Annotated in this window: 13 protein-coding genes and 1 tRNA gene; 2 read left to right on the forward strand and 12 right to left on the reverse strand. The window is 44.0% G+C overall.

The window, feature by feature from the left end:
- Positions 1-199: 199 nt before the first annotated feature.
- The 10 genes from HED67_RS06875 to HED67_RS06920 form a co-directional block, all read right to left on the reverse strand.
- Complete coding sequence (locus HED67_RS06875) at positions 200-2113, reverse strand: SH3 domain-containing protein (protein ID WP_221717840.1); 1914 nt, start codon at positions 2111-2113, stop codon at positions 200-202.
- A gap of 135 nt (positions 2114-2248) precedes the next feature.
- Positions 2249-3082, reverse strand: a complete 834-nt coding sequence (locus tag HED67_RS06880; RefSeq protein WP_215631291.1) for a CvfB family protein — start codon at positions 3080-3082, stop codon at positions 2249-2251.
- Positions 3083-3103: 21 nt separating this feature from the next.
- On the reverse strand, positions 3104-3814 hold the full coding sequence (locus HED67_RS06885; protein ID WP_221717841.1) for an acyl-[acyl-carrier-protein] thioesterase: 711 nt from the start codon (positions 3812-3814) through the stop codon (positions 3104-3106).
- A 216-nt stretch (positions 3815-4030) separates the two neighbouring features.
- Positions 4031-4103, reverse strand: a tRNA-Gln gene (locus HED67_RS06890).
- A gap of 626 nt (positions 4104-4729) precedes the next feature.
- The gene (truA, locus tag HED67_RS06895; protein WP_215631294.1) at positions 4730-5473 is read right to left on the reverse strand and encodes a tRNA pseudouridine(38-40) synthase TruA; all 744 of its coding nucleotides are present in this window, start codon (positions 5471-5473) and stop codon (positions 4730-4732) included.
- A complete protein-coding gene (locus HED67_RS06900) occupies positions 5445-7205 on the reverse strand; it encodes an ABC transporter ATP-binding protein (protein WP_215631295.1) in 1761 nt (586 codons plus the stop codon). The genes truA and HED67_RS06900 overlap by 29 nt, the downstream gene beginning before the upstream one ends.
- Positions 7206-7214: 9 nt before the next feature.
- Positions 7215-8012, reverse strand: a complete 798-nt coding sequence (locus tag HED67_RS06905) for an ABC transporter permease (RefSeq protein WP_178441184.1) — start codon at positions 8010-8012, stop codon at positions 7215-7217.
- 11 nt (positions 8013-8023) lie between these two features.
- A complete protein-coding gene (locus HED67_RS06910) occupies positions 8024-8968 on the reverse strand; it encodes an ABC transporter permease (RefSeq protein WP_178441187.1) in 945 nt (314 codons plus the stop codon).
- A 57-nt stretch (positions 8969-9025) separates the two neighbouring features.
- On the reverse strand, positions 9026-10615 hold the full coding sequence (locus tag HED67_RS06915; protein WP_221717842.1) for an ABC transporter substrate-binding protein: 1590 nt from the start codon (positions 10613-10615) through the stop codon (positions 9026-9028).
- A gap of 108 nt (positions 10616-10723) precedes the next feature.
- Positions 10724-14353, reverse strand: a complete 3630-nt coding sequence (locus HED67_RS06920; RefSeq protein WP_221717843.1) for an FtsX-like permease family protein — start codon at positions 14351-14353, stop codon at positions 10724-10726.
- A gap of 195 nt (positions 14354-14548) precedes the next feature.
- Here HED67_RS06920 and pepF point away from each other — a divergent pair, with 195 nt between their 5' ends.
- Entirely contained in the window at positions 14549-16372 is a 1824-nt protein-coding gene (gene pepF / locus HED67_RS06925) for an oligoendopeptidase F (protein ID WP_221717844.1), read from the forward strand.
- A gap of 116 nt (positions 16373-16488) precedes the next feature.
- On the opposite strand, the gene HED67_RS06930 is transcribed toward pepF, so the two are convergent.
- Positions 16489-17673: an acetyl-CoA C-acetyltransferase gene (locus HED67_RS06930; RefSeq protein ID WP_221717845.1), complete on the reverse strand. Its 1185-nt coding sequence runs from the start codon at positions 17671-17673 to the stop codon at positions 16489-16491.
- 296 nt (positions 17674-17969) lie between these two features.
- On the opposite strand from HED67_RS06930, the gene HED67_RS06935 reads away from it, so the two are divergent.
- Positions 17970-19364 carry a sigma-54 interaction domain-containing protein gene (locus tag HED67_RS06935; protein WP_178441198.1) on the forward strand — a complete coding sequence of 465 codons (1395 nt, stop codon included), beginning with the start codon at positions 17970-17972 and terminating at the stop codon, positions 19362-19364.
- Positions 19365-19496: 132 nt separating this feature from the next.
- Here HED67_RS06935 and HED67_RS06940 read toward each other — a convergent pair whose 3' ends face one another.
- Positions 19497-19835 (reverse strand): P-II family nitrogen regulator, encoded by a 339-nt coding sequence (locus tag HED67_RS06940; RefSeq protein ID WP_178441200.1) that lies wholly within the window; start codon positions 19833-19835, stop codon positions 19497-19499.
- Between the last annotated feature and the right edge of the window lie 218 nt (positions 19836-20053).

Genomic DNA, 20053 nt, shown 5'->3' on the forward strand with positions numbered 1-20053 from the left:
CTTGGTGATAACTTTCCACCTATGCCTATCATCTATCGGGCAACTTCGACATGTTTTGGCATATTTATTGTGCACTTCTCACAATTGTCCATTTTCAGATTGTTTTCATAATGAAACATTCCCTCCACCGGAAACAAAAAAAGAAAACGATGTATTCACAAATTTCTCTGTAAATACACCGTTTTCTTTTGTATATTGATTAGATAATACGTTTTGCACACATTGGTGTTCTGTAGTACAGATCGGAAATGATGATTCCCTTTGATGGTGTACTTGCATGAACAACCTGTCCATTGCCGATATAGATAACAACATGGCCTACACCTTCGCTGTCACCGTAAAATACCAGATCTCCAGGCTGAAGATCACTGATGGCTACGGATGTTCCCACTGTTGCCTGAATACTTGCACGTCTCGGAATAGAATAACCGAAGTGCAGATAAACCTGCTGGGTGAAACCGGAACAGTCAACACCTTCTGTCAGGCTGTTGCCGCCGTAAACATATGGATAGCCTACATACTGTACTGCAAAATCTGCAATCTGCTGTCCCAGTGAAGAACTGGAGGATGAAGATGATGCTGTTGTATTGCTTGTAACAGTTGGTTTTGTTGTTGTCAGATAATCACTCTTGATATAACCTGTCTGGCCATCGTAATCTACACGGCTCCAGCCGCTGCTTGTCTTGCCTGTTCGTGTAATGCTGCCGCCCGCCACAAGAGTTCCGATCTTATCGGCATCTGCGGATGCTTTCGCACGGATATTCACACCAGCTGTTGCGTAAACAGTCTCATTTACTTCTTCAATATCACTCTTTGAAGAGGATGAGGAAGAAGATGTATTATTGTTCTCAGCTGCCTGAGGTTTTGTCGTTGTCAGATAATCACTCTTGATGTAACCTGTCTGACCGTCATAGTTGACCTTGCTCCAGCCATTGCTGTCAGATGTACGTGTAATGCTGTAGCCTGCAATCAATGTTCCGATCACATCTGCATCTGCGGATGCTTTTGCACGGATATTCACACCGGCTGTTGCATAAACAGTTTCTTCCTTCTCTTCAACAGTCTGCTGTGCATCATCAGAAGCATCAGCAGGTTTGGTTGCTGTCAGATATTCGCTCTTGATATAACCTGCCTGGCCATTGTAATCTACCTTGCTCCAGCCATTGTCACCAACACCTGTACGTGTAATACTGTAGCTTCCCACCAGCACGCCAAGCTTATCTGCATCTGTAGATGCTGCGGAACGGATGGATACAGAATATGTTGCCCATACTGTTTCATTCACATCTGTATATGATGCAGAATCCTGTGTCTGATCTGCTTCAGTCTCCGAAGCTTCTGTTTCCTTTGTCTCTGTCTCAGTTTCTTCGGTCTCAGCTTCTGTTTCTGTTGTTTCGGCTTCTGCTGCTTCAGATTCAGCCTTGGCTGCCTCTTCTGCCCCCTTCTTCTGCTCCTCTTCGACAGAAACAGCTTCTTCATACTTCACATCCAGAATAACAGAATCAGCAGGAATATAGCCTGTATTGTCACCAACCTTCACCTGTACCCACTGGCCATCATCAGATGCCCCAAGCACAGTCAGTTCCTGATCCCATACAGTTGTCACGATCTTGGAATCCGCTGAAGGTTCTTCATATAAATACATCTGCTCATTCTGGGACTTTGCCACTAATTCTGAAACATTATGCTCTTCAGCATAAGCTTCGGCATCTGTTCCGGTCAGAAGATACTTTGCCTTTACATAGCCTTCACAGTCACCGGATATAATATGAGCCCATCCATCACTGATATCCCGGATCTCACATCCGGAACCCGTATAAAGCTTACCAACTACATCTGCATCTTTATTCGGCTCTGTACGGATCTTCAGATAATCATCTGTCACAGCGATACCCTTCTTCGCATATGGAGAGCGCTGATCCTGTTCAACCGTTGTAATAATTCTGGCTTCAAGATCCAAACCGCCTGCATAGGTACTGTCGGTGCTGACAACTGATATGCTCTGATCTGTATTAATTGTAATCGGTGCTGCCATGGCCGGCACTGTACATGCAGAAATAACAAGAGCTGTGGTAATACCTAACACAGCTCTTTTATATCTATGATTCACCATCGGTATACCTCTTTTCTATACTTTACTTTGTTCATATACTGTAATTGTTGAGTGCCAATTACAAGTTGTTAATAAACAATTGTAAGTTATTACATTATTGTTACAAAAAGATTATACCAATGATACGCTTTTTTGTCAACCTATCCGTCGGATTTTTCCGCCCTGGATCATGATCTTCTGTTGCTTCAGCAGCCTTCCCACAGCACGTTTAAAGGCCGCCTTGCTGATGCCAAGCTCACGCTCGATCACTTCCGGGCTGGCTTTCTCCGTAAAAGGAAGGACGCCGTCATAACTATCCAGAAGTCTGAGGATTTTCTCCCCGTCTTTGTCCATCTGAACACTGACAGTCTCTGACATGGATAATTCCATCTTGCCATCTTCCCGGACTTTGACAACCCTTGCATGCACACGGGCACCGATTTTTACGCCGCCATGAACGCCTTTTGCCGGAATCATGCCATGATATTTGCCGTCTACTGCTACAAAGGCACCATAATGCTCATTGATCTGATAAACAATGCCCTCGACATAGTCATTCTTCTGATAGTCACTGTCTGTTTTCAAATATTCATAAACCTTCATCGTTGCACAAAGTCGATGGCTCTTGTCAATATATAATGCAACCAGGCAACTCTGTCCGCTCTCCGGGCGCCATGTCTGCTCTTTGAAAGGAAGGAAAAGATCCTTCTCAAGTCCCCAGTCAAGGAATGCACCAATCTTGCCTACTTCCTTCACTTCAAGTACTGCGGTTTCTCCCAGTCTCAGTTTCGGCTCCAATGTTGTTGCCACCAGTCTGTCCTGGGAATCACGATATACAAAAACCTCTATCTCATCACCAATCCCGCTTCCCTCCGGCACATATTTTGCCGGCAGCAATACAGCCTGATCTTCTCCATCACATCCAAGATAGACACCAAATGTTTTGATACGTTTAACGGTTAAAATTTGTTTTTTACCTAATTCGATCATGTTCTTCTCCCTATATCCTATTTATATCTGATTTTTAAATTCTACAACAGCATATGGATGTGCCTCCTGGTCGCCAAGAAGGATCTTTATTATCTGCTCATCCATATAAACAAACGGATGCAGCTGATCATGAAGCACAGCTGCTTTCTTATATTCTACACGCACCTGGCGAATATGGAAAGTCTCCGGAACATACTCCAATGCCGTTCTTATGTACTGTGCATTGTTCATATGCTGATTGGTATCAATAAATGCTTTTGGAACACAGATTGGTTTCTGCTCCTTTTTCTCCTCTTTGAAGGCAATCTTTCGCGGTGCACAGGTCATATCTGCTTTTTTTTCCATAGGATAATGCGATGCAATCTCAGGCGTAATCCGAACCACGCGTCCACTTTCTGTATCCACAAGAATCCACTGCGAATTAGCAACTGCTATACGCTTTCCGTTCTCATCCTGAAGCATAAAATTTCTATACCCAAATGCAGCATCAAATTTGTATGGCCATGTACTCACCCTGATTTGACTGCCCATCTCCGGATATGTATCGACATCAATCTGCCATGAAGCTAAAAGCCATGCCAGATGATGTTCGGTCAGATATTCAAGTCCCATTCCAAGCACTTCTGACTGAAACACACTGCAGTCCTGAAAGTATTCGGCAATCTGCGCGATATCTGCATAACCTCTCATAGAAATCTCACTGTAAGTGACTCTTCTGTCATGTATATACATTCTCCGTCTCCTCTCTTCATCTGTCGCAGGATTAAAAAAGAATGTGCCAAAGCACATTCTCGCGCCGAGCGCGGTCGCTTGCGACAATCTACATCTTTGCGCGAGTGCGCATCACAGACGCGTTAGTGCCTTTTTATGTAATAGGGAATTCCTCGGAATTTCCTATTACATAAAAAAAACAGACATCTTGCCTCAGCAAGATGTCTGACCTAGTAGCTGGGCTAGAAGGACTCGAACCTTCAAATGCAGGAGTCAGAATCCTGTGCCTTGCCAATTTGGCGATAGCCCAATGTCTCTTGACAAAAAGAATTATATAACAGGAAAGCAAAAACGTCAAGTACTTTTTTTAAATTTTTTAAACTTTTTTATTAATATCTACAAAATACTAAATTCCACCATCTGCCGGGAGGGGGCGGCAGCGAAACATCCCTGGCTTTTGAGAACAAAGATCCACAGTTAAGCATTCAGGCCCGTTTGCACTGCCTGGTGCTGGCAGCGGTACATAAGGTGTTAAAAAAACAACACCTAAGTACCGGCCGCACCAGAAGCACCTGACATGCTTAACTGTGGATCTTTGTTCTTCCAGAATTCTCGATGTTTCGCCATGAACGCCTCCCGGCAGATATTTCCTCCGGATAAAATCTCCGCATCATAAGGAATCCTTACCTCATAAAATGGGCTAACATTCCGCTTCTCTCTTTCTATACGCAGATCATTGTGAACTATCAATAGCACTTAGATGAACCTAATAAAAATACCGGCTTCACAGCAGGTGCTTCTATCGCGTCCGGTACTTAGATGCCGTTTTTTGGCATCTTATGTACCGCTGACAGCGATAGGCAGTGCAAACGTGCCTGCTGTGAAGCCGGTATTTTTATAGGTTCTCATAAACCACTAACAGTTCACAATGATCGTCTAATATTCCACTTCCTGAAGGAACAGTCCCTGTGCCGCAGCGGTTGCCCCGGCTTTTGTTCTGTCTCTGCTTTCAAGAATGGCTGTCATTTCTTCCGGTCGGCGTTCACCTTTGCCGACCTCGATCAATGTTCCTACAATGATTCTTACCATATTGTATAAGAAGCCATTGCCATAAACGGTGATCTGCAGTTCTCTTGTGTCTGCGTAGATATCTATATCATAGATTTCACGCACGGTTGATTTGTTGGTTCGCTTATTGGAACAAAATGCTTTGAAATCATGCTCACCTACGAGAAGGGCTGCTGCCTTTTTCATAGCTGTCACATCCAGTTTGTCAAAACAATACCAAGTATATTTTCTGTCAAAAACACACGGTACATCGCCGACAGCAATACGATAGAGATATTTTTTGGCTTTGGCATTGTAACGGCTATGGAAACGCTCCGGCACATCGTCCACCCGGTTGACAGCAATATCACCCGGCAGATAACGATTCAGATAGTATTTCATCTCCCAACACTTCATCTGACTGTTCGTATGAAAATTAGCTACCTGCTCATAAGCATGTACACCAGCATCTGTTCTTCCCGCACCGATCAGTTCGATTTTCTCTCCCGTCATTTTACCGAGAACATCCTCAAGTTTTCCCTGAATCGTTACACCGTGCCCTTTTCCAAGGCGCTGCCACCCATCATATCTGCCTCCATCATACTCAATCAGCAGCCGTATATTTCTCTCCATATTCTATCCTTTCACATCTTACATAATGCGGATGACCAGGTGTACCAATATCTGTCAGCGCCGGCACATCATTCAGGCACTTCTCACCGGCATAGTGACAGCGATGGTAAAATGGACATCCACCCTCATTCTCACTGGCATCCTGCAATAATTCATTAACAGTGACACAATCTGTTGCTGTTTTTTCCTCATCCGTGAGGATACTGTCAAACAGCATTCTCGTATACGGATGACACGGATGATCGTAGAGCTCATCCACATCTGCCATCTCCACAATTCTTCCAAGATACATAACGATTACTCTGTGGCACATATGATGGACAACATTCAAATCATGAGAAATAAACATGTAGGTCAGATTCTTTTCATCATGCAGCTTCAAAAGCAAGCGCAGAATCTGGGACTGTACCGTCACATCAAGTGCAGAAACAGGTTCATCTGCAATAATCAGCTTCTCACCTCGCATCAGTGAAAGGCCAATACTGATTCTCTGACGCTGTCCACCTGAAAGCTCTCTCGCATAACGATTGGCAAAGGACGGATCCAGACCAATTTCGACCAGCATCTGGTCAACCATTTCTTTTCTCTGCTTCTTATCCTTTATACCTTTTAATTTCAAAGGCTCCTCCATGATCCAGCCAATCTTTCTGGCCGGATTCAGGGAACTGAAGGGATCCTGGAAAACCATCTGCGGTTTCAGATGATCCATCTCCATCTTGCCGTCGAATTCCTTGTTCAAACCGACAATCGTCTTGGCCAGTGTAGATTTTCCGCATCCACTCTCTCCTACAACGCCGAGGATTTCTCCTTCATACAAATCAAAGCTCATATTGTGGATAATATGTTTGCGCTGATTTTTACTTGAAAACAGCTTTTTGTTTTCCTTATAATAAACGTTCAGATTGCTCACTTCAAGAAGCTTCTTTGTATTTTGACTCTTCTTGACCTGATCCGGCATAGACGCCACCAGTTTGCGGGTATATTCATGTTTTGGATGCTTCAGTACTTCCTTGGCATCACCGCGTTCTACGATCACGCCCTTGTACATGACAACAACCTTCTGACAGACTTCCTTGATAACATTCAAGTCATGGGAAATAAACAGAATTGAACTTCCCGTATCCCTGTGAATCTTCTTCAGCAGATTCAAAATCTGTGCCTGCACAGTTACATCAAGGGCAGTTGTCGGTTCATCCGCAATAATCAGATCCGGATGATTGATGATAGCCATGGCGATCATCACTCGCTGACGCATACCTCCTGAAATCTCATGAGGATACTGATCAATCAGTGTCTCCGGATTTCTCAGGCCAACACTTGCCAGGGTCTCAATCACACGTTTTCGAATGGTTTCTTTATCTAAATCTGTATGCAGTTTCAGACTTTCTCCCACCTGGGTACCGATTTTCATAACCGGATTTAATGAAGTCATCGGCTCCTGAAAGATCATGGACATATTTCTCCCCTGGATCTTTCGTCTTTCCTCACGGCTCATGCCAAGCAGCTCCTGTCCGTTCAGACGGATGGAGCCCTCAGACACCTGAGCCTCTTCACTCAGTAATCCCATCACCGCAAGGGATGTCATGGATTTGCCGGAACCGGATTCACCGACGATTCCTACGATTTCTCCTTTTCCCACCTCAAGATTGACATGATCCACAACTGTGTGTATGCCACTCTTTGTTGGAAAACCAATGGTCAAATTCTCAATTTTTAATAATTCCTTATCCATAGGTTCCTCCTAATCGCTGATGGCCCTCAGCCCTTCACTGATCTGACTGAAGCCGAGAATAATAAGCACGATGACAACACCTGGCCAAATAGCATACCACGGTGCAGTAAATATATACGCCTGCGCCTCCGAAAGCATACGTCCGAGACTTGGATCCGGTGGCTGTACCCCCAATCCGAGATAACTCATACTTGCCTCTGCTAAAACGGCATTGTTAAAGCCGATTGCTGCCGCTGTCAGCAGGCTGACCGCTGTATTTGGCAGAATATGAACAAATATAATTCTCAGATTGCCCGCACCCATCACCTGGGCACTCCGGACAAATTCCTGGGATTTGTATCGTATCACTTCACTTCGCACTATTCGTGCAAAGCTTGGAATAAACATCACACCCAGTGCAATGATAATCTTGTATTTACCTGTTCCGATAAAACTGATAAAAATCAAGACAAGCAGCACACTTGGAAATGATAATAAAACATCATTGATTCGCATAACGATCTCATCAAGCAGACCACCATAAAATCCTGTCAGAGAGCCGATGATAACACCGAAGAAGCAACCGATCGCCACAGTGGAAAGTGCCACAAAAAAGGTTGTGCCGCAGCCGTTCATGACACGGCTGAAAACATCTCTTCCGAAATTATCTGTTCCCATCAGATGAATCAGACTTGGCGCCTGATTCTTGGCCAGACTGTCCATTCCGGTAACCGCATACGGTGTCCAGAACTGACCGATAATCGTTATAATGAGGATAATGCCTGTCAGGATCAAACCAATGATCAGGCTGTAATTACGTTTCTTCATTTCTTACACTCCTACGCTGTCCGAACTCTTGGGTCTGCCAGCTGATATAAAACATCCACAAGGAAATTGATAATGACAACGATAGATGTAATATATAAAACAGCTGCCTGAACAACCGGATAATCACGGGTTGAGATCGATGTAATCATCAGACGCCCCATCCCCGGGATACTGAAAACCTGTTCAATCACAAGGCTTCCGGCGAGAATCTCTGCAACAACCATCGCAACAAACGTAATGACCGGTATCAGCGCATTACGAAGAACATGACCGTACAAAACCTGATTCACAGAATTACCTTTGCTGTAAGCGGTTCTGACGTAATCTTTCTTCATCTCACTCAAAACGGAATTACGAAGATATTTCACAACCATTGCAATCTTCGGAAGCGCTACTGCAACTGCAGGAAGGATCAGATATTCAATGCATCCTTTCATGTCCTCTTCCATACTGACATACCCACCCGGCTGAAATACTTTAAAGACAAGACCGAAAACATACGTCAGTATAATACCAAGAAAGAACGACGGAATCGCCATTGTAATCTGTGTCAGCTGATTAATCAGCACATCCAGCCACTTACCGGCAAATCGTGCAGACAGCATTCCCAATGGAAGAGCGATAACAACGATAATGACAAAGGACATCACAGCCAACAGAATCGTGACCGGAAGTCGTGACTTTAAAAGCTGCGTCACTGTCATTGTATCGTATTTGTAGGATTGACCAAAATCGCCGTGTAGTGCCTTCTCAAGCCAATGCACATAACGTGTCATCACAGGCTGATCCAACTCATACTCTGCTCTGACCCTGGCAATAGCTTCGGGAGATGCATCCACTCCCAGTTTGGAAATAGCGGCATCTCCCGGTATGACACTAAAAGCGGTAAAGGTCAGAAGTGAAATAAATAACAATGTTATAATGAGAGTAATAATTTTTTTTATAAAATATTTCATTATGACCTCCGCCATGGTTACCCATGTGCTTTATTAAATTCGTATTTTTTGTTCGTTTTACTGAGCCAACTTGATCAGTGAAAGGTCAATTGCGGAAACCGCATATGTCTGATAACCTGTATACTTCTTATTAAGAGCAATCAGATTGGCCGGATCTTCAATAAATACAGATGCTGCCTCGTCTGTCAAAATCTGCTGAAGCTTGTTGTAAATCTCATGCTTCTGATCCTTATCAACTGTAGCCAGTGCCTGACCGTACAATTCATCATATTCTGTATTGCTGAAGTTTGTAAAGTCATTGCTGGATTCTGTATAGTATCTCTTGTACCATGTAGATGGTGCCTGAGAACTGATATCAAATCCGATGACTGTTGACTGATAATCTCTGCCCTGGTATACATCTGATAACCATGCACTCCATTCAATCTGGTTGATTGTCACATTCACACCAACTGCTGCCAGCTGTTCTGCAATAATTTCTGCAGTCTGAATATGCTGTGAGTAGTTACTTGGAACTGTGATCTCAAGATCAAAACCATCACCATATCCTGCTTCTGTAAGAAGTTCTTTGGCCTTCTCTACATCATATGTATAAGTGCCTTCTGTATCTGCATTATACCATGCTGTGATCATCGGATAGCCATGTGTCTGGATGATCTTACTCTTGCCATTGAACAGGAATTCATTGATCGCATCTCGATCAATCGCATAGTTCAGTGCCTGTCTGACACGCACATCCTGAAGTGGTTTGTAAGAGTTATTCAGGAAAAGACCGTGAATCAGCATCATTGTTGATTCAACAACATTGTAGTCAGAATTTAATGCTTGAACCTGATCGTTTGTCAGATACAATAACATATCAATTGTACCACCCTGCAGTTCAAGGAATGCAGCCTGTGCATCAGCGATAAATTTGAACTTTGCAGATGTTACACAATCAAGATCCTGATTCCAGTAGCCATCATACTTCTCAAGTTCAAGGTACTGACCTTCAGCGAACTTCTTCACTTTGAAAGGACCTGTACCGATTGGGTTTGTTGCCTGCTCAGCATCGTTGGCCTGTTCGAGGATTGCAACTGTCAGGTTGTAGATAAATTCTGAGTTTGCCTCTGACAGTGTCAGCTCGATTGTCTTGTCATCCACAATTTTGATATCTGAAATAACAGAAAGTGCGGAAGACTCGCCGTCCATTTCCGCACTTCTCTCTAATGAATATTTAATATCTTCGACAGTTACAGGGTTGCCATCCTGGAAAGTAATTCCATCTCTTAATGTGAAAGTATAAGTCTTCGCATCATCAGAGATTGTGTAATCACTTGCTACCGCTGGAGTGACATCACCATCTGTAGTAGGTTTTACCAAACCTTCAAAAACGTTAAATAAGACACTGCGAGTTCCTGCATCCGTATCTTCGTGCGGGTCAAGACTGCTGATTTCCTGTGACAGACCTACTGTAAAACAGGAAGTATCTGAATTTGCTGCGTCAGACTGTGTGCCATCTGCTGCAGATTCAGTTGTCTTTTCTGAAGAACTATTACCAGTTTCAGAAGACTCTGTACTCTTATTGCTTCCGCATGCGCAGAATGCAACAGATACCAAAAGCACCATTACACTTAAAAGAATCTTTGTGACAGATTTCTTTTTCATAATCGTTTAAACCTCTTTTTTCTGTAATATTTCTCCCATTATTAAATTGTCTATCACATTATACCATTTCATCCATAAAAATCAAGTATTTTTTATTGAAATTGACAGTTATTCAACGGATTTCAACGATTCAACCATATCAATTTTTCTTAATCTGAAATACATCAGCCAGTTGACAAAAATCGAAAATCCGAAGGTAATCACCACGGCATAAACATAGCTTGAAAAGTCCGCACGACGGATAAACATAATCACATCTGTCTCCACTGATGTAATGATAAAGGCATGAAGATACTTGCCAAGAACCGCACCACACAATGCTCCGATAGCTGTCAACATCACATTCTCTCTGTAGACATATTCCGCAACTTCCAGATCGTAAAACCCCAGGACTTTAATGGTTGCCAGCTCTCTTCTGCGTTCTGTAATATTAATATTGTTCAGATTATACAGGACAATAAATGCCAGCATGCCGGCGGCTGTCAACAGGATCAGTGTCACAATATCCAGACTGTCCAGCACCTCCTCAAACTTACTTCGGACATAATCCGTCGTTGATGTTCCGGATACAGCCTCCAACTGCAGCAGTTGTGCTGAATAATCATCCGAATTATCACTGTTCAATCCCGGAATAAAGGCCTCAATCTTATTCCACTCCGGTGTCTGCCCAAATGTCTGCTGATACAACGTCGGCGACATATACACATAACTCATCAGATAATTTTCGGCAACTGCACCGACAGTAACCTCTCGCTCCATATCTTTGTCTGTAATCTTTAATGTATCTCCGGCTTTGATCCCCAGAAGCTCTGCCAGCTTCTCTGTAATGATCACATCTGTATCATTGAGACAATACGGTACTCCTGTTTTGCGATCCTGCAGTTCCACAAAACTGCCGTACTTCCCTGAATCCTCCGGCACTGTCAGATAGGCTGTATAGGATGTTGTACTTCCCTGAACAGACATACTCATGGAACGAAGTCTGATATATTGTTCTGCCTTCAACCCATCATTATTCTCCAGAAAATCATAAAGTTTCTCCATCTCCTGATCCGTCACATGATCCTCCAAAGTAAGGGTCATATCATAATGAAACAGTTCATCATACTGTCTGTGGGCAACACCGCTGATAGAATCTGTCAGCCCAAATGCAAAAACTACAAGGGCCGTACATCCGCCGATGCCAAAAATCGTCATAAAGAAACGCTTTTTATACCTGAAAAGATTTCTCATGGCAACCTTAGACGTAAACTTCATATGTTTCCAGACAGGTCCCACATGCTCCAGCAAAATCTTCTTTCCGGCTGCAGGTGCCTCCGGACGCATCAGTTCTGCAGGCGAAGCTGCCAGTTCACGGCAGCAGGATGCCAATGCCGCACCGGTCACGCATAGAATTGCAGCACCTGAGGCCGTTACAGAATAATAAAGATTCAGTGGTGTCAAAATAACCGTAATATTCGGATACAAAACTCTATAGGCTGTAATGATCACCCATGGCAAAAACTTCTGACCGAAAATAAGTCCGATCACACTGCCAATCACACTTGCTGACAATGCATACCAGACATATTTGCTGGCAATAGACCAACCGCTGTACCCCAATGCCTTCAGAGTACCGATTTGTGTCCGCTGTGACTCTACCATTCTCGTCATAGTTGTCAGACTCACAAGTGCCGCCACAAGGAAGAATATCAACGGAAATATTTTGCCGATGGCACCGATACGTTCCGCATTCTGTTCATATTCCACGTAACTTTGCGTGGCATTTCTGTCAAGAACATACCATTCCGGATACTCTACCTCTCCCAGTTGTTCCTCTGCATCTGCAATTTCCTGCTCTGCATCTGCAATCTTCTCCTTGGCTTCTTCTTTGCCAGAGACATATTTTTCTTTGGCATCCGCAAGCTCTGCCTTTGCTTCCGTAAGCTTCTGCTCTGCTTCCTCAAACTGGGATTGTGCTGATGCCATCTTTGACTGCAGTTCCTTCCTGCCGCTTTCCAGTTCCGACCAGCCATTCTCCAGCTGCCTTTTTGCCTGATTTAAAGCATTCTGTCCGTTCTCCAGCTCCTGCTGTTTGTTATTCAGCTGCTGTTTGCCTGCTTCTAGCTGACTGCTTCCAGCCTCTAACTGCTTTCCGGCGTCATCCAGCTGTTTTTTTGTTTCATCCAGCTGTGTCTGCTGACTCTCCAGCTTATCCTGCTGCTGACTCAGTTCTTCCTTTCCTGCCTCAATCTGTGTGAGCCCAGATTCTATCTCCGACAGTCCGCTTTCTGCCTGGGACAATCCAGCCTGAATTTCATCCCGCCGGGATTCTAGCTGGGATTTTTGTCCGGACACTTCTGCTATTTGCGCATCCAGTTGTGCGATGAGTTCTTCATCCGGTTCCTCCGCGGCGGCCGCCTCATCCCGCTGCTGACAAAGCTCGCCAATTTGTCTCTCCAGCTGAATGATGCCTTCATCCAGTTCTTCTTTCTGCACCAGAAGTGTTTCATACTGTTCCTGCAGTGCATTCTTTTGCGTGTTTAATGCTTCTTCCTGACTTTTCAGACTCTCTGAGGCCGCTGCCAGCTGTGCCCTGCCCTCATCCAGCTGCTTCTGTCCATCTTCGGCAGCTTTCAGCCCTTCCTCATACTGCTGTTTCTTTGCTTCTAATGTACGGCCGGATTCCTCAAGCTGCTGCCTTGCCTCACTCAGCTGCTGTCTGCCATCTTTGAGCTTCTTCTCATTGGCGCTGACCTGTGCTTCACCTTCCTGAAGCTGCTGCTCACTATTCTGAAGTTTTGCCTTCGCCGAAGTAATCTGCTCTTCATAAGCTGCCTTGTTGTCATCCAGTGTTTTTTGCCCATCTCTGATCTGCTGTTCCCCGTCCTGAAGCTTTGCCCAGGCATCGGAAAGTTCTGATTCCGCATCTGCTTTTGCATCGGCAAGCTTTGATCTGGCATCATCCAGTTCCGTATTGGCATCATCCATAATGCCATTATATCTGGCAGCTTCTCTCTCCTCACTGATGGCTTCCAGCTTATCCTTCACCTGATCCACCACATTATCATAGGCATCTGAATAAGCAGTTTTCTCTGCTGCGCCTTCCACTGTAAGATACGCTGCGCTGTATGCCTCTGACTTAAAGACTTCAGGGGACAGATACACAAACGCATCCGTCTGACCGGTTCCGATAGAAGTTGTGTCTCTGGCACTTGTAAAATAACTCGGGCTGGCAGCTGCCCCGACAATTGTAAATGTCGTCACAGATAATGTGTCCGAAACATTCTCATCCTTTCCTGCTGCTGTTACTGTCAGCTGATCTCCGATCTGATAACCGTCTTTATCAATCATCAGACGGTCCACAATACACTCATCAGGATTTTCAATATCCCGTCCTTCCACGAGGCTGATCTTGTTCACGTTCTGCGGCTCCGACAAAAAACGCAGTATCCATTTGGCATTCTCTCCGATTACCTCCGCGTCATAACTGTAAGCACCTTCGACGGCTTTCACCCCTTCAATGGATGAAATAGCCTGTAGATCATCATCTGTTAGTCCTAATGTGGATAACACCCGCAAATCCATGAAATCACTCTGATCCAGATAATAATCCAACGAAAGCTTCATGTCCGGACAGGTTGCCCGTATACCTGCCAGAAATGCAACTCCCAGTGCTACAATAAGCAGGATAGACACATATCTGTTGAGTGTATATTTAATTTCTCTGAAAAAATCTTTGCTCATTGCATTTCTCATAAAAATCTCCATTCCGCATTTCATTTTCTCCCCTTCAAATGGCTCTTCTACATTCTATTATAACAAAGAATACCATAGGATTCAGTGAAGATTTTATAAACTTTTCCCTGCTCAGGCAGCTATAATGGCTCCATTGATTTTGAAAGTTCAAACAGTTATAATTAGGGAAAGAAATCATTTTTAGGAGGTTCATTTATGGCTGAACAAACAACACATACACTTCCTTTGCGTGAAAAAGTACCTTCCAGTGATAAATGGCACATAGAAGATATTTTTGCAGATGATAATGCATTTCTGGCAGCACTTTCCGCATGCCGCACCCATATCAATGCATTGTCCGAATTTAAAAACCATCTCGGAGATTCTGCCGAGACACTTTGTCATTACCTGACAGAAAAAGAAAAGGTTCTTGTTGAACTGGACAGTCTTTACTGCTATGCTGGACATCGTTCGGATGAAGATACTTCTAATCCGCATTATCAGGATTTACGGGGCCAGGTAGATTTTACCGGCAATCACTTTTATGAAGTGACAGCCTTTGAAGACCCTGAACTGCTCTCTCTTCCTGAAAATTTTATACCGGATGCATTAAGTACCTGTCCGGATCTGGTTCCATTCACCCACTATCTTGAGAACACACTGCGTATGAAAGCACATACCCTCTCCAGGGAAGAAGAAGCACTGCTATCCCTGACTATGGATCTGGACAGCACTCCGCAATCTATATTTTATATGTTTAATAATGCGGACATTCAATTTGAAAGTGTCACTGACAAAGACGGTCATGAAGTCGGTATTTCCCACGGTCGTTTTGTCCCCCTTCTTGAAAGCCCCGACCGAGATCTGCGCCGTAAGGTCTTTCAGTCTTATTACCATTCCTTTAACCAGTATAAGAATACCGTAGCCGCCATTTTTGCCGCCAATCTGAAAAAAGAATTATTCTATACAAAAGCAAGACATTATACTTCCTCCATGGAGGCCCACCTGTCGCAGAACAATATTCCGACAGCCGTTTATGAGCAGCTGATCGAAGCCGTTCATGATGCTTTGCCGGAAATGTACCGCTATGTCCGTCTTCGCCGTAAAATGCTCGGTGTCAAAGAGCTTCATATGTATGATGTCTACACACCTCTTGTCTCAGGTGAGCATGCCAATATTTCTTTTGATGAGGCAATGGCCATTGTCAGCAGAGGTCTGGCTCCCCTGGGCGAATCTTATATCCGGCTGCTGAATGAAGGTATGCACGGTGGCTGGATCGACCGCTATGAGAACAAAGGCAAACGAACCGGTGCTTACTCCGGCGGCGATTATGCCCATCATCCTTTCGTTCTGATGAATTATCAGGGTACGCTGGACAATGTCTTTACTCTGGCACACGAAATGGGTCACTCTCTGCATTCATGGTATGCAAACCATACCCATCATTATGTGGACGCCAGCTACAGTATTTTTGTCGCCGAAATTGCCTCCACCTGCAATGAAGCACTGCTCATGAATGACCTGCTTGGCAGATGCAGTGATCCCCATGAAAAGCTCTGGCTTCTGAATCATTATCTGGATATGTTCAAAGGTACTTTATTCCGTCAGACCATGTTTGCGGAATTTGAAAAAATCACCCACGAAAAAACAGCAGCAGGCGAAACTTTAAATGCACAGTCCCTGTGCAGGATCTATGGTGATTTAAATGCTCTGTACTTCGGTCCTGATATGACCAATGACCCTGAGATCTCACTGGAATGGGCAAGAATCCCACATTTCTATATGCCGTTCTATGTCTACCAGTATGCAACAGGATTTTCTGCTGCCATCGCTCTCAGCCACCGTATTCTGACTGAAGGTCAGCCGTCCGTTGAAGATTATATCAATTTCTTAAAAGCCGGCGGCTCCGACTATCCGATCAATGTTCTAAAAAAAGCCGGTGTTGATATGACTACCAAATTCCCTGTTGCCAGTGCTCTTTCTGTTTTCTCCTCTGTTCTTGATGAAGCTGAAAAGGTCATTGCAGAACTCGGTCTTTAAATTCAAAGCCTGATTTGAACCGCCAGATCAGACGCCACACAAAGCAAATACCCCGGCCAGTCTGTTCTTACAGACTGCCGGGGTATTTTTGAAGTGGATATATACAAAGACAGGATTTAAGCTTTTTCTACGATCAGTGCCTGGCCCTGACCACCGCCGATACACAGTGTTGCAAGACCTTTCTTTGCCTCTTCTCTCTTCTGCATTTCGTACAATAATGTCACAAGGATTCTGGCACCTGATGCACCGATCGGGTGTCCCAGTGCAATAGCACCGCCGTTAACATTGACTTTGTTCATATCAAATTTCAGTTCTTTGGCAACTGCCAGAGACTGAGCTGCGAAAGCTTCATTGGCTTCTATCAGATTAATATCATCGATTACCAGATTTGCTTTGTCCATCGCCTTTGTCACTGCCGGAACGGGACCAACCCCCATAATTGAAGGGTCTACACCGCCTGTTGCATAGGACACGATGGATGCCATCGGCTTCAGACCAAGTTCCTCTGCTTTTTCCTGGCTCATCACAACAAATGCTGCCGCACTGTCATTGATACCGGATGCATTGGCTGCTGTCACTGTGCCGCCGTCTCTCTTGAATGCCGGTTTTAATTTTGCAACTTTCTCAATGGTTGTTCCGAATTTAGGATATTCATCTGTATCAAAAACAGTGTCACCTTTTTTACCATGAATCACAACAGGAACAATTTCATCTTTGAATTTGCCGCCTTTGATGGCTGCCTCCGCCTTACTCTGGGAAGCAACGGCGAATTCGTCCTGCATTTCTCTTGTAATACCATATTTTTCTGCAACATTTTCAGCTGTAATACCCATATGATACTGATTAAATGCATCCCACAGGCCATCGTTAACCATCACATCGATCATTTTTGTATTGTTCATTCTCGCACCCCAGCGTGCACTTGGAATGGCATACGGTGCCGCACTCATATTCTCAGTACCGCCACAGACAACAATCTCAGATTCACCTGCAAGAATCTGATTCGCTGCAAGGGCAACACTCTTTAAACCGGAACCACACACGATGTTGATGGTCATAGCTGTTGTCTCAATCGGAAGCCCTGCCTTTAATGTAACCTGACGAGCTACATTCTGACCGAGACCTGCCTGTAATACATTACCAAAAATAACCTCATCCACCTGCTCCGGTTTAATACCAGCTCTTGAGACTGCTTCTTTGACCACAATTGCTCCAAGTTCAGCTGCAGGAACATCCTTTAATGTACCCCCAAATGCACCAATAGCTGTTCTGCATGCACTAACAATAACTGCTTTTTTCATCGTTCTCGTTTCCTTTCTCACACCATAAAGTTCTTGTTTTTTTGTTTCTATACTATAATAAATAGCAAATCCTGTGCCAAACTGCAACTCCAATACTTTTGCCCGATTTACAGGGTTTTACGTCCTTTCTATCCGCACACTTTAATATCCGCGCACAGATATGTTGCTTTATGCCACATTTTTGTTGCTTTTTTGTGTCACCTGCTGTATCATAGACTTAATTAAAACCTTATTTCATTGTCCATCAGAAAATGAAACACCTCACAGCGCATAGCAATCAATCAGGAGATGATCAAATGAATTTTACACCTTTATGGACAGCCGCACTCAATGCTTTTTCCAATTTTATCATTGTGGATGAACGCTGCCGCATTGCCTATATGAACAAACCTTATACTGAGATTCTGAACATAAAATTGGAAGATGTCATCGGCAAACCCATCAAAAGCATTATTCCGACCACAAAGCTTCCTGAAGTCATGGCTTCCGGCAAAGCTGACATCGGTGCATTAATGACACTTTATGATCACAAAACCAGCAGAGATATCCGATTTGTCTGCAATCGTATTCCCCTGATCGAAGATGGCGAGATTATCGGTGGCGTTGCCATTTCCACTTTTAATGAGATGGGAGAGATTTATCATCTGTATTCAGAAGTTGAAAAGATGCAGCAGCAGAACGAATTGTATCAACAGACCATAGAGCAGCTGCGCAAACAGACCAATCCTCTGGATTATATTATCGGTTCTTCGCAGGCTATCGGTCATATCAAATCTACCATTGCTATTTTTGCCAATTCCGGACTTTCACTTTTGCTCACCGGTGAAACCGGCGTCGGCAAAGAAGTTTTCGCCAATGCACTCCACCAGCTCAGCAGCCGAAGTGCCAGCAACTTTGTCAAGATCAACTGCGCTGCTATTCCAAAAGATCTGCTGGAATCCGAGCTCTTCGGCTATGAGGGCGGTGCATTCACAGGCGCCAAAAAGGGCGGCAAAATCGGCAAGTTTGAACTGGCCGATGGAGGTACTTTGCTTCTGGATGAAATCGGAGAAATGCCCCTTCCGCTCCAGTCCAAACTTCTGCGGGTTCTGCAGGAAAAAGAAATTGAACGTGTCGGTGGTATCACACCTATCAAAGTCGATGTCCGCCTTATCTGCAGTACAAACCAGAACCTGACCCAGTTAATCCAGGAAGGCCGTTTCCGTGCCGACCTTTACTACCGTATTAATACCATCGAACTTGCCATACCGCCGCTCCGGGATCGTCTGGATGATATTCCTGAACTCTGCAATTTCTTTATCCAGAAATTTAACCGTGAAAACGGCAGTTACACCCAGGGGATCGATCAGGAAGTTCTGGCGCTGATGCAGCAATATACCTGGCCCGGCAATGTCCGCGAGCTGGAGCATGTCATCGAACGTCTCTGCTTTTTGAACGGCCATAGCACCATTCATCTTTCATCCTGTGACTTTCTTATTCATAAAATGTCCGGGGAAAATACACTTTCAAAACCTGCTTTCTCTGCTGCTTCCTCCCTGCAGGAACAGCGCTGCAATGCAGAAATAGACCTGATCCGTCAGACGCTTCGCCAAACAGACGGCAATAAAGCCAAAGCCGCCCGTCTTCTCGGTATTGACCGTACGGTACTTTACCGCAAACTGAAAAAATATCACATTGATCAAACCCCATAAAACGGGGGAAGGCCTTATCTTACGATAAGGCCTTATTAGGGAAATAGAATGTATTTACAATAACCTCAAAACATACAAAATGTCTCAAAGCTAAAGCCGAATAAAATGTTATCAGATTGTCTGAATCTGATATTAAACAGCATCTGCACCGCGCTCGCCGGTACGGATACGAACAACATCTTCGATGTTGTAAACAAAAATCTTACCATCACCGTAATTACCGGTGCTGATTTCTTTGACAACTCTCTCAATAATCTTCTCTGATGCATCATCTGCAACAACGGTTTCAACCTTTACCTTTGGCAGAAGGTTGACATTATATGTTGTTCCTCTGTACATACGTGTGTAGCCTTTCTGATTACCATAACCCATAATGTTTGTAATCATCAGACCACTTGCTTCGCAGTCATTCAAAATATTCTTCAAACTTTCCAGTTTTTCCGGTTTGATAATAATCTCTAATTTTTTCATGACACAACCTCCTGATTCCAATGGAATTTGCTATTCAATACCCTCTATGCAGAGTATTTAATTATTTTCACAGAAAACAAGTTTCTATAAAATAATAAAACGGCGCCCCTTAAAAAGGAACGCCGTTGTTCTCAAATATGTCTCTATTATACCCCTGAAATATAAAATGTCAATCATTTTTTTCCAAATTTCAGAAATTATTGATATAAGTACAGAAT

Origin of the sequence: Pseudocoprococcus catus, assembly GCF_019734885.1 — a bacterium.
GTDB classification, from domain to species: domain Bacteria; phylum Bacillota; class Clostridia; order Lachnospirales; family Lachnospiraceae; genus Coprococcus_A; species Coprococcus_A catus.